This window comes from Paenibacillus jiangxiensis, assembly GCF_046098255.1.
GTDB classification, from domain to species: Bacteria; Bacillota; Bacilli; order Paenibacillales; family Paenibacillaceae; genus Paenibacillus; species Paenibacillus jiagnxiensis.
The window spans coordinates 31,447-45,578 of sequence record NZ_JBJURI010000037.1 but is presented as its reverse complement, the minus strand read 5'-3'; the positions used below and the strand labels follow the sequence as shown (position 1 = coordinate 45,578).

Genomic DNA, 14,132 nt, shown 5'->3' with positions numbered 1-14,132 from the left:
AATGGCGGATACGCGCGATGTTCTGCTGGTGGATGGCTATAACATGATCGGAGCCTGGCCCGAGCTGTCCGCACTTGCCAAGTCCGGCCTGCAGGAGGCGCGGGACAGGCTGCTCGAGCGGCTTGCTGACCACCAGGCGTATTCCGGTAGGAGAGTCATCGTTGTATTTGACGCCTACCGGGTGCCGGGACTCGGCAAAACCTTCTCGCAGAGCAAAGTGCAGATCTATTTCACGAAAGAAAAAGAAACGGCTGATGAATGCATCGAGCGGCTGGTCAGGGAGCTCAGCAGCCGCAGAAGATCCGTATATGTAGCTACCAGCGATCTGGTTGAGCAGCATGTCGCGTTTGGACAGGGCGCTCTCAGGATATCCGCGCGCGAGCTTCTGATTGAGGTGGAGGAATCCGAACGGGAGGTTCAAAAGCGGATTGAACAGAATACGGAGCGGGTTCAACGCAACACGCTTGACGCTTCGCTCAGTCCGGAAATAAGAAAGATGTTTGAAAAATGGAGGCGGCAGTAGCAAAATCCCATTGATTTCAAGGGGTATCATTTGGTTCCATATCAGACTTAAATTAATCTTTTTGTAGCGGGTGTGGTTGACGGTTCTCGGGGCATTGGCGTATACTTGTCGTATATTTTGAGTAGTAACGGGTACCTTGCGTTGCAGCCGGAGGGATTGTTAGTGAGTGTCGACCTCAAAGATATCATGTTGTCAGTGTATGATTACAAGAATGATGAAGACATTGTCGTAGCGGTCCATGAAGGTGACAGCGAGGCGCTGGAATTTCTGATTAATAAATATCGGAACTTTGTCAGAGCCAAGGCGAGATCCTATTTCCTGATTGGTGCTGACCGGGAGGACATTATTCAGGAAGGTATGATCGGTTTGTACAAATCGATCCGTGACTTCAAGGGGGATAAGCTTGCCTCTTTTAAAGCGTTTGCCGAGCTTTGCATCACGAGGCAGATTATTACAGCCATCAAGACGGCGACACGCCAGAAGCACATCCCGCTGAATTCCTATGTATCCCTGGACAAGCCTATTTATGATGAAGAATCGGACCGTACCCTTATGGATGTGATCTGCGGCTCGCGGGTAAGTGATCCGGAAGAGCTCATTATCAATCAGGAAGAGTTTGTCGGGCTGGAAGACAAGATGTCGGAAATTTTAAGCGATCTTGAACGAAAAGTGCTGATGCTGTACCTGGATGGTAGATCTTATCAGGAAATCGCCGTTGATCTCAACCGCCATGTGAAATCTATTGATAACGCACTGCAGCGGGTCAAACGCAAGCTTGAAAAATATCTGGAAGTCCGCGATAATTAAAGAAAGCACATTGCAGGAAAAAGGCTCGGTTATATGAGTCTTTTTTTGTTGCATTCGTGTGTTCACAGGTTTATAACGCTTCGAATTGATTTATACTTGATTAGTATAATGCCGGACAGTCTGAGAGTTTCAAAAAGGAAAACACCCCCCCAGCGGCCTTTGCAAAACTTGCTATTACGTAAGGGGAAAATGCGCTTAAACATTCGTTGACATGGTACACCCCTTATGATAAAGTGTTTTAGGTAGGCCTAAATTTGCGTTTTTTAGGACCAATTTAGAGACTTCCTGTTCGTCGGATGTCTTCGGGAGGTGCACATCATGCGGGTAATTATCACTTTGGCTTGTACGAATTGCAAACAAAGAAATTACACAACAACCAAAAACAAGCGTAATCACCCCGACCGCATGGAGATGAAGAAATTCTGCAAGTTCTGTAACGAGCAGACTCCTCATCGTGAAACCAGATAGTTTTATGGAGGTGTAGTCGGCGTGAAACGCAGTTTCAAGTCTCTGTTTTCCTTTTTCTCTGAAAGCTGGGCTGAACTCAAAAAAGTTCGCTGGCCCAATCGTAAAGAGTTGACTAACTATACGCTGATTGTCATTGGGACAATTGCGTTTGTCACGATTTATTTTTGGGTTCTGGATATCGGCATTTCTGCTGTGATCGAAGCGATTATCTAAGAAGGGTCCCAGGTGGCTTGATATGGAAAAAAGATGGTATGTCGTTCATACCTATTCCGGGTATGAGAACAAAGTCAAAGCCAATTTGGAAAGACGCGTTGAATCCATGGGCATGGAAGACAAGATATTCCGTGTTCTTGTTCCTATGGAAGAAGAACTGGTGAACAAAGACGGCAAGAAGAAGACCGTTATGCGTAAAGTTTACCCCGGATATGTCTTGGTCGAAATGATTCAAACTGATGACTCCTGGTATGTTGTCCGCAATACGCCGGGTGTAACGGGGTTTGTAGGATCAACGGGTTCGGGTTCCAAGCCTACGCCTTTGCTTCCAGAGGAAGTTGAGCAGATTCTGAAGCATATGGGCATGGTCGAGCCGAAACCGAAGATAGAATTCGACGTGAAAGAGTCCGTGCGGATCAAGGTTGGTCCATTTGCGAATTTTGTGGGCTCCGTGGAAGAGATTTTGGCTGACAAGAGCAAGCTTAAAGTACACGTCAACATGTTTGGACGAGAAACCCCGCTGGAGTTGGATTATACTCAAGTGGAGAAAATATAAGATTTTCTGTGGTTTCTTGTGGGAGGATCTAACGATCCATTGACCACTATTGAGTCAAGGAGGTGTCACCATGGCAAAAAAGGTAATCAAAATTGTAAAACTGCAGATTCCTGCAGGTAAAGCGAATCCAGCGCCTCCAGTAGGTCCGGCTTTGGGTCAAGCAGGTGTCAACATCATGGCATTCTGTAAAGAATTCAACGCTCGTACTGCTGATCAAGCAGGCCTGATTATTCCGGTTGAAATTTCGGTGTTTGAAGACCGTTCTTTCACATTCATCACCAAAACTCCACCGGCTGCAGTTCTGCTGAAAGTCGCTGCTAAGATCGAAAAAGGTTCCGGCGTACCGAACAAGACGAAAGTGGCTACCGTTAACCGCGATACCGTTCGTCAAATCGCTGAACAAAAAATGCCTGACCTGAACGCTGGTTCCGTTGAAGCGGCTATGCGTATGGTTGAAGGTACTGCTCGCAGCATGGGTATCACCATCGTTGACTAAGCGCAAGCTTTGTTTTCCGGCATGACGCCGGTGATGTGGGAGGAATATCCGCTAATACCACAAAGGAGGAAAATATAATGGCTAAACACGGTAAGAAATACCTGGAAGCTGCCAAGCTGATCGACAGCGAAGCAACTTACGAGCCTTCTGAAGCCGTTGAGCTGGTGAAAAAGGCAGCGACTGCAAAGTTCGACGAAACCGTTGAAGCAGCAGTTCGTTTGGGCGTAGATGCTCGTAAACAAGACCAGGCTGTTCGTGGCGTGGTTGTTCTGCCGCACGGTACTGGTAAAACCCAACGTGTGTTGGTATTTGCAAAAGGTGATAAAGCGAAGGAAGCGGAAGCGGCTGGCGCTGATTTTGTAGGCGATCAAGACATGATCAACAAAATCCAACAAGGCTGGTTTGAATTCGACGTCTGCGTAGCTACACCTGATATGATGAGTGAGGTTGGTAAACTGGGCCGTCTGCTCGGTGGTAAAGGCTTGATGCCTAACCCTAAAGCCGGTACAGTTACATTCGACGTTGCCAAGGCTGTTCAAGAGATCAAAGCCGGTAAAATCGAATACCGTCTCGACAAAGCAGGTCAAATTCACGCTCCAATCGGTAAGGTTTCTTTCACTGCTGAGCAGTTGAATGAAAACCTCAAAGCGTTGATCGACGCTCTGAACCGTGCGAAGCCGGCGGCTGCTAAAGGTGTATACCTGAAGAACATTGCGGTTTCTTCCACAATGGGCCCTAGCGCACGCGTGAACGCAGCAAGCTACAGATAATATTGGGGATTGACATTATCAATCCTAGCTGTTATTCTGTATAAGTTGCGTCATCATGACCGACCCTAACATTCGAATATGCTTACCGTAGACAGTAGGTGCTGGAAGGCTTAATTTCCTACCGAGGTGTTATGATAGAACGTTGCATGCGACAGGTACGCCTGCCCATGTTGATTCATCAAGCCTTCGTATATGCTACGGAGGCTTTTCTTATGCCTATGTAGCTCCGTGTTTATGAACGGATCATAGAGACGGCAAAAATTTATCAGGAGGTGTACAGTTTGGCAAATGCAAAAGTGATCCAAGCAAAACAAGAGACCGTTGAAGCTGTAACTGCGAAATTGCGCGAGAGCGCAACTACTGTTGTTGCTGACTACCGCGGTTTGACCGTTGCCCAAGTAACTGAGCTGCGCAAGCAGCTTCGTGAAGCCGGTATTGAATTCCAAGTGCTGAAGAACACGCTGCTTCGCCGTGCGACTGCAGCAGCAGAGCTGACTGAACTGGACTCAGCTTTGACTGGTCCTACAGCGATTGCTTTCAGTACAGAGGACGCAGTGGCTCCAGCCAAAATTCTGAACGACTTCGCTAAGAAGAATGATGCTCTCAAACTGAAAGGCGGCGTGCTGGAAGGCCGCGTGGTATCTGTTGAGGAAGTTAAAGCCCTGGCTGAACTCCCATCCCGCGAAGGACTGCTTTCCATGCTCCTCAGTGTGCTTCAAGCTCCTGTGCGCAACTTCGCGCTTGCAGTTAAAGCTGTTGCAGAGAAAGAAGAGCAAAGCGCGTAACCGGTATATCGGCCGCGATGTAAGACCTGCAATTTAAACTAAAAAACTATTATATAAACGGAGGTTCTACCATGAGTAAAGAGCAAATCCTGGAAGCAATTAAAGGTATGTCCGTACTGGAACTGAACGATCTTGTTAAAGCTATCGAAGAAGAATTCGGTGTAACAGCAGCTGCTCCTGTAGCAGTAGTTGGTGGCGCTGCAGGTGGCGCAGCTGAAGCTGAGCAATCCGAGTTCGACGTAGTCCTGACTAACGCTGGCGCTTCCAAAATCAACGTTATCAAAGCAGTTCGTGAAGTTACTGGTCTGGGCTTGAAAGAAGCTAAAGAACTGGTAGACAACGCGCCGAAACCAGTAAAAGAAAAAGTGGGTAAAGAAGAAGCTGAATCCGTCAAAGCTAAACTGGAAGAAGCAGGCGCAACTATCGAACTGAAATAATTACCTTCACAGGTAAGTGGCAAAAGCGAACCCCTTGAGGCGATCTTCAAGGGGTTCGTTGCTATATTAACAAAACCTGAAGGATGTGGACGGCAATGTCTGACCATTATTACTCAAGCAGTCCGGACGCCGCGCATGACAGGCGCATACTTCAAGCGGAGCTTCGCGGGCAGTCTCTCAATTTTGTAAGTGATGCCGGGGTTTTTTCCAAACAGGGGATTGATTATGGGAGCAGGGTGTTGATTGAGGCGATAGATTTTCCGGAAAATTCGGAAATCTTGGATGTCGGCTGCGGTTATGGCCCTATCGGTCTGACGGCGGCGAAACTGGCTCCGGCAGGGCGGGTTACCATGATTGATATCAATGAAAGAGCGGTTGAACTGGCCAGAGAGAATGCCGAACGAAACCGGATTAACAATGTCACTATACTGCAAAGCGATTTATTCCAGGCAGTGCTGGGGAAAAGGTTTGATGTCATTCTGACGAATCCGCCGATCCGGGCAGGTAAAGAGACTGTGCATTCCATATTCAATCTGGCGTTTGACCATCTGAATGATGGTGGGGCCTTGTGGGTTGTTATTCAGAAGAAGCAAGGTGCGCCTTCCGCAAAAGCGAAACTGGAAGACTTGTTTCCGATTGTAGAGGAAGTCACAAAGGATAAGGGTTACCGGATATTTAAAGCTACAAAATGAGGCAATAGAACAAGAAGAAGACCATTGACACCGGTCGTGGTCTGTGATATTATTATAAAATGTCAGTATATAGGATGCCCTTTATGTCTTTAGTTTGCTGAAATGTCAATAGGTTATAGCAGACAAGACATATATTTTGTCTTGCCTACGTATAATATATACATTTTGGGCAAATCTACAAGGATAAGGTGCTTCCGGCAGAAAGATTCCACAGATAAGGCGCTCTTTTTTCGAATGTGTTCGAGCAAGGGCTTTTATTCATTTGTGGAGAACGAATCTGTTGTATGAATTCCATTATAAGGTACCAAACAAAGGTTCGCAATGAAATTTTTAAGTGAGTAGACATGAGGGGTGAGTTAAAGTTGGCAGGACATCTTGTTCAATATGGTCGACGCACTCGGCGCAGTTATGCACGTATTAACGAGGTACTTGAAGTTCCGAACCTTATTGAGATCCAACAAAAATCGTATGAATGGTTTTTGGAAGAAGGATTGCGTGAAATGTTCCAGGATATTTCGCCAATTCAGGACTTCACGGGTAACCTGGTTTTGGAGTTTATCGACTACAGCCTCGGAGAGCCTAAATATACAGTCGATGACGCGAAAGAACGCGACGTTACGTATGCAGCGCCGCTTCGGGTGAAGGTCCGGCTTATTAATAAAGAAACCGGAGAAGTGAAAGAGCAGGAAGTGTTCATGGGAGACTTCCCGCTGATGACCGAAACCGGTACGTTTATTATTAATGGTGCGGAACGGGTTATTGTCAGCCAGTTGGTTCGCTCTCCCAGCGTCTATTTCAGCACAAAAGTAGATAAAAACGGGAAAACGGCATACACTGCAACGGTTATTCCTAACCGGGGTGCATGGCTTGAACTGGAGATGGATGCAAAGGATATCATCTATGTCCGCATCGACCGTACCCGTAAAATACCTGTTACCGTTCTGCTGCGAGCCCTTGGTTTTGGTACAGATGCTGAAATCCTGGATTTGCTCGGCAATGACGAATACATCCGCAATACGCTTGACAAGGATAACACGGATTCCACGGAGAAAGCGCTGATCGAGATTTACGAGCGTCTTCGTCCGGGTGAACCGCCGACACTGGAAAATGCGAAAAGCTTGCTCGTAGCTCGCTTCTTCGATCCAAAGCGTTACGATCTGGCCAATGTTGGCCGCTATAAAATCAACAAAAAGCTTCATATCAAGAACCGTCTGTTTAACCAACGGCTTGCCGAATCTCTGATTGATACCACCACAGGTGAAATCATTGCCGAAGCGGGACAAATGGTTGACCGTCGTCTTCTGGACGAAATCATGCCACATCTGGAGAATTCGGTCGGCCACCGCACGTATCATGTGGCGAGCGGCGTACTGGACAGCAATGACATCCCGCTGCAAACGATCGACGTATTCTCTCCGATTGAAGACGGTAAAGTTATCAAGCTGATCGCCAACGGGAATATCGATAAGATGGTTAAGAACATTACGCCGGCGGATATCATTTCCTCCATCAGCTATTTCATTAACCTTCTTCACGGCATCGGCAGCACTGATGATATCGACCATCTGGGCAACCGCCGTCTGCGTTCCGTAGGCGAGCTGCTGCAAAACCAGTTCCGCATCGGTCTGTCCCGTATGGAACGGGTAGTGCGTGAAAGAATGTCTATTCAGGATGCGAATGTGATTACACCGCAAGCCCTGATCAACATTCGTCCGGTGATCGCTTCGATCAAGGAGTTCTTCGGAAGTTCGCAGCTGTCCCAGTTTATGGACCAGACGAACCCGTTGGCGGAATTGACGCACAAACGCCGTCTGTCAGCTCTCGGACCGGGCGGTCTGACTCGTGAACGTGCGGGCATGGAAGTGCGGGACGTTCACCCGAGCCACTACGGCCGGATGTGTCCGATCGAGACGCCGGAAGGTCCGAACATCGGTCTGATCAACTCGCTGTCGACTTTTGCGCGGATCAATGAGTACGGCTTTATCGAAGCGCCTTACCGTTGGGTTGATCCGAAGACCGACAAAGTAACGGAGCAGATTGACTACCTGACAGCCGATGAAGAGGATAACTACATCGTTGCACAGGCGAACGCGGAATTGAATGAAGACAATACATTCAAGGACGAAATCGTCATTGTGCGCTACAACAAGCAGTCTGACAACATCCTTCCGATGCCGAGCAACCGTGTAGACTACATGGACGTATCGCCTAAGCAGGTTGTGTCTGTAGCGACAGCGCTTATTCCGTTCCTGGAGAATGACGACTCTAACCGCGCGCTGATGGGATCCAACATGCAGCGGCAGGCTGTTCCGCTTCTTATTCCCAAGGCTCCTTTGGTCGGTACGGGGATGGAGCATAAAGCTGCCAAAGATTCCGGTGTATGTATTGTATCCAAGTATGACGGGATTATTGAACGTTCTTCCGCCAATGAAATCTGGCTGCGCCGTATTGAAACGGTGGACGGCAATGAAGTCAAAGGCGATATCGTTAAATATAAATTACACAAATTTATGCGCTCGAACCAAGGAACATGCATCAACCAGCGTCCGATTATAAAACGCGGAGATGTTGTGAAAAAAGGCGACATCCTGGCTGACGGCCCTTCGACCGAAATGGGCGAATTGGCTCTGGGACGCAATGTGGTCGTAGCCTTCATGACTTGGGAAGGTTACAACTACGAGGATGCCATCCTTCTCTCCGAGAAGCTCGTGAAGGAAGATGTCTATACCTCTATTCATATTGAGGAGTACGAATCCGAAGCACGGGATACGAAGCTCGGACCTGAAGAAATTACACGGGACATTCCTAACGTCGGTGAAGAAGCGCTGCGCAATTTGGATGAACGCGGAATTATCCGCATCGGTGCCGAGATTGGCGCCGGAGATATCCTGGTCGGCAAGGTGACACCTAAAGGTGTGACAGAGCTGACTGCTGAAGAACGTCTCTTGCACGCCATCTTCGGTGAAAAAGCGCGCGAAGTTCGTGATACTTCCCTGCGTGTGCCGCACGGTACGGATGGTATCGTAGTTGACGTTAAGGTATTTACCCGCGAAAACGGCGATGAGCTGCCACCGGGAGTTAACCAGCTTGTCCGTGTGTACATCGCACAGAAGCGTAAAATTTCCGAGGGTGACAAAATGGCTGGTCGTCACGGCAACAAAGGTGTCGTTGCCCGTATTCTTCCGGAAGAAGATATGCCGTTCCTGCCTGACGGTACACCTGTACAGGTTGTACTGAACCCGCTGGGCGTGCCTTCACGGATGAACATCGGTCAGGTGCTGGAGGTTCACCTTGGTATGGCTGCCATGCGTCTCGGCATTCACGTCGCCACACCGGTATTCGATGGCGCGAACGAGTACGACGTATTCGATACGATGGAAGAAGCCGGCATGCAGCGCAACGGTAAAACCGTGCTTTACGACGGTCGTACGGGCGAGCGCTTTGAGCGTGAAGTTACGGTCGGCGTCATGCATATGATCAAGCTGGCACACATGGTTGACGATAAGATCCATGCCCGCTCCACAGGTCCTTACTCGCTCGTTACGCAGCAGCCGCTGGGCGGTAAAGCCCAATTCGGCGGCCAGCGCTTCGGTGAGATGGAGGTGTGGGCGCTCGAAGCCTATGGCGCCGCATATACGCTGCAGGAAATTTTGACCGTGAAATCCGATGACGTGGTCGGACGTGTGAAAACGTACGAATCGATCGTCAAAGGTGAAAATGTTCCGGAACCAGGCGTTCCTGAGTCCTTTAAAGTATTGATCAAGGAACTGCAGAGCTTGGGTATGGATGTCAAGATCCTGTCCGAAGACGAGCAGGAAATTGAAATGAAAGAAATCGATGACGAAGACGACACCGCCGGTGATAAACTAAGCCTGAATTTGGAGGGCGCGGAAGTCGGAATGGAATAACTTCTTTCTGGCAAGTGAACTCGTCTAAGACAATGGCAATGTGCAGGCTCCCGTAACGGTCCGTGAAAGCGGGCTGTTATGGAACCTAGTAATTAGGATAGGGTTAAGGAGGGTTGCTCCTTGTTGGACGTCAACAATTTCGAATACATGAAAATCGGGCTTGCATCCCCGGAAAAAATTCGCTCTTGGTCCCGCGGAGAAGTGAAAAAGCCGGAAACGATCAACTATCGTACGCTTAAACCGGAAAAAGAAGGACTGTTCTGCGAGAAAATTTTCGGGCCGACCAAGGACTGGGAATGTCACTGCGGCAAGTACAAACGCGTTCGTTATAAAGGCGTTGTCTGCGACCGCTGCGGTGTGGAAGTAACCCGCGCCAAAGTCCGCCGCGAACGGATGGGCCATATCGAGCTGGCTGCGCCTGTATCGCATATTTGGTACTTCAAAGGGATCCCAAGCCGTATGGGCCTTGCGCTCGATATGTCGCCTCGTTCCCTTGAGGAGATTATTTACTTCGCATCTTATGTTGTAACAGATCCTGGCGATACGCCCTTGGAGAAAAAGCAGCTGCTTTCCGAAAAAGAGTACCGCAGCTACCGTGAGAAGTACGGTTACGGCTTCCAGGCAGGCATGGGTGCCGAAGCTGTTAAAAAGCTTCTTCAGGATCTTGATGTCGACAAAGAGCTCGAATTCCTGAAAGAAGAGCTGCGTACAGCTCAAGGCCAGCGCCGCAACCGTGCGATCAAACGCCTTGAAGTTATCGAAGCCTTCCGCAACTCCGGCAACCAACCAGAGTGGATGATCATGGACGTGCTGCCGGTCATTCCTCCCGAGCTTCGTCCGATGGTTCAGCTCGACGGCGGACGTTTTGCGACTTCTGACCTGAATGATCTGTACCGCCGTGTAATCAACCGCAACAACCGTCTGAAAAGACTACTCGACCTCGGTGCGCCTGACATCATCGTACAGAACGAAAAACGCATGCTTCAGGAAGCTGTCGATGCGCTGATCGATAACGGCCGCCGCGGGCGTCCGGTTACCGGCCCGGGCAACCGTCCTTTGAAATCCCTCAGCCATATGCTGAAGGGTAAACAAGGGCGCTTCCGTCAGAACCTGTTGGGTAAACGGGTGGACTACTCCGGCCGTTCGGTTATCGTTGTAGGTCCTTACCTGAAAATGTACCAGTGCGGTCTGCCGAAAGAGATGGCGTTGGAACTGTTTAAGCCTTTCGTAATGAAAGAGCTTGTAAATAAAGGGCTTGCCCATAACATCAAGAGCGCAAAACGCAAGGTTGAGCGCGTGAGCGCCGAAGTGTGGGATGTGCTTGAAGAAGTTATCAAGGAACACCCGGTACTGTTGAACCGTGCACCAACACTTCACCGTCTCGGTATTCAGGCGTTTGAACCGATTCTGGTGGAAGGACGCGCTATCCGTTTGCATCCGCTCGTATGTACGGCATACAACGCCGACTTCGACGGTGACCAAATGGCCGTGCACGTTCCGCTTTCCGCTGAAGCACAAGCCGAAGCCCGTCTTCTGATGCTCGCTTCCGGGAATATTTTGAACCCGAAAGACGGCAAGCCGGTTGTCACTCCGTCTCAGGATATGGTTCTGGGTTCTTATTACCTGACGATGGACAACAAAGAAGAACAAGGCTCAGGCATGATTCTGGGCAGCGTCAACGAAGCTGTGTCCGCCTATCAGCGCGGATCCGCAGGTCTGCATGCACGTGTAGCTATTCCGGCCAAGGTGCTTGGCAAAACAAGCTTTACCGAAAAGCAGCAAAATGCGATGCTGATCACGACCATCGGTAAAATTATCTTTAACGAAATTTTCCCTGCAAGCTTCCCGTATATCAATAATGCGACACGCGCGAACCTCCTCGAAGGAACGGCGGAGGAATTCTTTATCTATGATAAAGGCGCCAACATTGTTGAAGCGATTCAAAATGCTCCACAGGCAAGCGGGGTAGGCAAGGACTACCTGGGCAACATTATCGCCCGCTGCTTCGAGATTTACCATACAACAGAGACCGCTGTGATTTTGGATAAAATCAAACAGCTTGGTTTCACATATTCTACCCGCGCAGGTGTAACTGTAGCGGTCTCCGACGTTGTCGTGCCTGAAGAGAAGAAGAAAATTCTTGAGGAATCCGATGCTAAGGCGCAAATTGTCACGAATCAGTACCGCCGTGGTCTGATTACGAACGAAGAGCGTTATGACCGGATTATCGACATCTGGTCCAAGGCGAAAGATGAGCTGACGGACGTACTGCTGAAATCCATGGACCGCTACAACTCCATCATGATGATGGTGGATTCCAAAGCGCGTGGCAACAAATCGCAGATTACCCAGCTTGGCGGCATGCGCGGTCTGATGGCGAACCCGTCCGGACGCATTATCGAGCTCCCAATCAAGTCGAACTTCCGTGAGGGCCTGACCGTACTCGAGTACTTCATCTCGACGCACGGTGCCCGTAAAGGTCTGGCGGATACGGCGCTTCGTACGGCGGACTCCGGTTATCTGACACGTCGTCTCGTTGACGTGGCGCAGGATGTCATCGTCCGCGAGGATGATTGCGGTACGGATAAAGGCTTTACCGTCGGCCGGATTCAAGACGGCAAAGAGGTTATCGAGGATCTGTATGATCGTCTGGAAGGACGCTACTGCTTCGAAACAGTCCGTCATCCGGAAACGGGTGAAATTATTGCCCGCCGCAACGAGCTGATCGATTCCGATAAAGCGGAAGCAATCGTCAAGGCCGGAATCGACAAGGTGCAAATCCGGTCTGTACTCAGCTGCCGCGCCAAACATGGTGTCTGCAAAAAGTGCTATGGCCGCAACCTGGCCACCGGGAAGTTTGTTGAGATTGGCGAAGCAGTCGGCATTATTGCCGCCCAATCCATCGGCGAACCGGGAACACAGCTCACCATGCGTACGTTCCACACCGGTGGTGTTGCTGGTGACGATATCACCCAGGGTCTGCCTCGTATTCAGGAGCTCTTTGAAGCCCGTAACCCTAAAGGTCAAGCCACAATCAGTGAGATTGACGGTACGGTTAAAGAGATCCGCGAAGGCAAAGACCGCCGCGAAATCGATATCGAAGGGGAAGCGGAAACTAAAACGTACTCTGTTACCTACGGCTCCCGTCTGCGCGTAAGCGAAGGCATGGCCATTGAAGCCGGTGACGAGCTGACGGACGGTTCCATTGACCCTAAAGAAATGCTGCGTATTAAAGGTATCCGCGGCGTGCAGAACTATATCCTTCAGGAAGTTCAACGCGTATACCGGAACCAGGGCGTAGAAATCAACGACAAGCACGTTGAAGTTATGATTCGTCAGATGCTGCGCAAAATCCGTATCATTGATGCGGGCGACACAACGCTTCTGCCTGGATCTTTCGTCGACGTCCATGAATATGAAGCGGCCAATAAAGTGGCTATCCTGAACGGCAAGGAGCCTGCAGTAGCCAAACCGGTTCTGTTGGGCATCACCAAGGCATCCCTTGAAACGGATTCCTTCTTGTCCGCGGCTTCGTTCCAGGAAACGACACGCGTGCTGACCGATGCAGCAATCAAAGGCAAAGTGGACCAACTGCTCGGCCTGAAAGAAAATGTGATCATCGGCAAGCTGATTCCTGCAGGAACAGGCATGAACCGCTACCGCAGCGTGCAGATCGTGGAGCCTGATAACGGAGATGCTTCTCCGGAAGAGCTTGAACCGGTATCCGCTGACTAAGATTAACTAGTTTCACCCCTACCCTATCAGTAAGAACTACTAGGTGAGGGACATGGATAAAGGAAGGGGAGAGCATCTGCTCGCCCCCCCTTCCGAACCGTGTTCCAAAGCCTTGTAATTGATATGAATTAATATCTTGACATTGCCTATTCGTCAGTGCTAATATAGCAAAGGTGCGTGAGTTGCAGGATTGTGATTAAGGTCTTTTCGGAGGAATGCGAAATGTCTAAAGAACAAAGTCTGCAGGATGCTCATGTCAAGATCGGTACCAAACAGACCATTAAGATGGTTGAATTGGGCTTCGCCTCGGAAGTATATTTGGCTGAAGACGCAGATCCGCGTCTCACTTCCAGACTTATTGAACTGTGCGACAAGCACGGGGTTAAAGTGACGTTGGTCGATACGATGAGCAATCTCGGCAAGGCCTGCGGAATCGAAGTGGGAGCAGCAATGGCTGCTATCGTAAAACAATAAGGTAAGAAACGTTTTTGTCAGCAGGGTTTAAGAGAATCCAAAAGGCAAAAACTTTTCATTTGTTCTTTTATGAACCGCCTGGGTCTGTGGACTTAAAAGTGTGTTTATCAAAAGATCATGAAGAATTGAGGAAGGAGGTGGCAGTACAATGCCAACTATTAACCAATTGGTGCGTAAAGGCCGTAAAGCCAAAATCGAAAAGTCTAAATCACCAGCTCTGCAAAGAGGTTTCAATGCTTTGAAACGTGAAGCTACCGACATCAGCTCT

Annotated in this window: 13 protein-coding genes, 1 pseudogene and 1 other annotated feature; all 14 genes and pseudogenes read left to right on the top strand. The window is 49.3% G+C overall.

What is annotated here, in order from left to right; genetic code table 11:
• Window position 1 precedes the first annotated feature (1 nt).
• On the top strand, window positions 2-523 hold the full coding sequence (locus ACI1P2_RS27065) for an NYN domain-containing protein (RefSeq protein WP_355325590.1): 522 nt from the start codon (window positions 2-4) through the stop codon (window positions 521-523).
• A gap of 162 nt (window positions 524-685) precedes the next feature.
• Window positions 686-1,330 (top strand): RNA polymerase sporulation sigma factor SigH, encoded by a 645-nt coding sequence (sigH, locus tag ACI1P2_RS27060; RefSeq protein WP_355325587.1) that lies wholly within the window; start codon window positions 686-688, stop codon window positions 1,328-1,330.
• Between the two features lie 318 nt (window positions 1,331-1,648).
• Window positions 1,649-1,798 carry a 50S ribosomal protein L33 gene (gene rpmG, locus ACI1P2_RS27055; protein WP_076176720.1) on the top strand — a complete coding sequence of 50 codons (150 nt, stop codon included), beginning with the start codon at window positions 1,649-1,651 and terminating at the stop codon, window positions 1,796-1,798.
• A 21-nt stretch (window positions 1,799-1,819) separates the two neighbouring features.
• Window positions 1,820-2,011: a preprotein translocase subunit SecE gene (secE, locus tag ACI1P2_RS27050; protein WP_013312170.1), complete on the top strand. Its 192-nt coding sequence runs from the start codon at window positions 1,820-1,822 to the stop codon at window positions 2,009-2,011.
• Between the two features lie 22 nt (window positions 2,012-2,033).
• Window positions 2,034-2,567, top strand: coding sequence for a transcription termination/antitermination protein NusG (gene nusG / locus ACI1P2_RS27045; protein ID WP_355325582.1), 534 nt, complete (start codon window positions 2,034-2,036; stop codon window positions 2,565-2,567).
• A gap of 70 nt (window positions 2,568-2,637) precedes the next feature.
• Complete coding sequence (rplK, locus tag ACI1P2_RS27040) at window positions 2,638-3,063, top strand: 50S ribosomal protein L11 (protein WP_355325579.1); 426 nt, start codon at window positions 2,638-2,640, stop codon at window positions 3,061-3,063.
• A gap of 77 nt (window positions 3,064-3,140) precedes the next feature.
• Complete coding sequence (rplA, locus tag ACI1P2_RS27035) at window positions 3,141-3,833, top strand: 50S ribosomal protein L1 (protein WP_355325576.1); 693 nt, start codon at window positions 3,141-3,143, stop codon at window positions 3,831-3,833.
• A gap of 67 nt (window positions 3,834-3,900) precedes the next feature.
• Window positions 3,901-4,053 (top strand) — a sequence feature (ribosomal protein L10 leader region).
• Window positions 4,054-4,114: 61 nt separating this feature from the next.
• Window positions 4,115-4,618 carry a 50S ribosomal protein L10 gene (gene rplJ / locus ACI1P2_RS27030; RefSeq protein WP_355325573.1) on the top strand — a complete coding sequence of 168 codons (504 nt, stop codon included), beginning with the start codon at window positions 4,115-4,117 and terminating at the stop codon, window positions 4,616-4,618.
• 71 nt (window positions 4,619-4,689) lie between these two features.
• Window positions 4,690-5,055 (top strand): 50S ribosomal protein L7/L12, encoded by a 366-nt coding sequence (rplL, locus tag ACI1P2_RS27025; RefSeq protein WP_355325570.1) that lies wholly within the window; start codon window positions 4,690-4,692, stop codon window positions 5,053-5,055.
• Between the two features lie 95 nt (window positions 5,056-5,150).
• Window positions 5,151-5,747, top strand: a complete 597-nt coding sequence (locus ACI1P2_RS27020) for a class I SAM-dependent methyltransferase (protein WP_355325567.1) — start codon at window positions 5,151-5,153, stop codon at window positions 5,745-5,747.
• 362 nt (window positions 5,748-6,109) lie between these two features.
• Window positions 6,110-9,655, top strand: coding sequence for a DNA-directed RNA polymerase subunit beta (rpoB, locus tag ACI1P2_RS27015; RefSeq protein WP_355325564.1), 3,546 nt, complete (start codon window positions 6,110-6,112; stop codon window positions 9,653-9,655).
• Between the two features lie 120 nt (window positions 9,656-9,775).
• Window positions 9,776-13,390, top strand: coding sequence for a DNA-directed RNA polymerase subunit beta' (gene rpoC, locus ACI1P2_RS27010; RefSeq protein WP_355325561.1), 3,615 nt, complete (start codon window positions 9,776-9,778; stop codon window positions 13,388-13,390).
• Window positions 13,391-13,612: 222 nt separating this feature from the next.
• Complete coding sequence (locus ACI1P2_RS27005) at window positions 13,613-13,864, top strand: ribosomal L7Ae/L30e/S12e/Gadd45 family protein (protein WP_355325558.1); 252 nt, start codon at window positions 13,613-13,615, stop codon at window positions 13,862-13,864.
• A 148-nt stretch (window positions 13,865-14,012) separates the two neighbouring features.
• A pseudogene (locus ACI1P2_RS27000) lies at window positions 14,013-14,132 on the top strand (30S ribosomal protein S12); the annotation flags it as partial.

Coding starts and splice junctions, on each gene's coding strand:
- rpmG (WP_076176720.1), top strand. CDS start 1,649: ATGCGGGTAATTATCACTTTGGCTTGTACGAATTGCAAACAAAGAAAT.
- rplA (WP_355325576.1), top strand. CDS start 3,141: ATGGCTAAACACGGTAAGAAATACCTGGAAGCTGCCAAGCTGATCGAC.
- nusG (WP_355325582.1), top strand. CDS start 2,034: ATGGAAAAAAGATGGTATGTCGTTCATACCTATTCCGGGTATGAGAAC.
- ACI1P2_RS27005 (WP_355325558.1), top strand. CDS start 13,613: ATGTCTAAAGAACAAAGTCTGCAGGATGCTCATGTCAAGATCGGTACC.
- rplL (WP_355325570.1), top strand. CDS start 4,690: ATGAGTAAAGAGCAAATCCTGGAAGCAATTAAAGGTATGTCCGTACTG.
- ACI1P2_RS27020 (WP_355325567.1), top strand. CDS start 5,151: ATGTCTGACCATTATTACTCAAGCAGTCCGGACGCCGCGCATGACAGG.
- rplK (WP_355325579.1), top strand. CDS start 2,638: ATGGCAAAAAAGGTAATCAAAATTGTAAAACTGCAGATTCCTGCAGGT.
- ACI1P2_RS27065 (WP_355325590.1), top strand. CDS start 2: ATGGCGGATACGCGCGATGTTCTGCTGGTGGATGGCTATAACATGATC.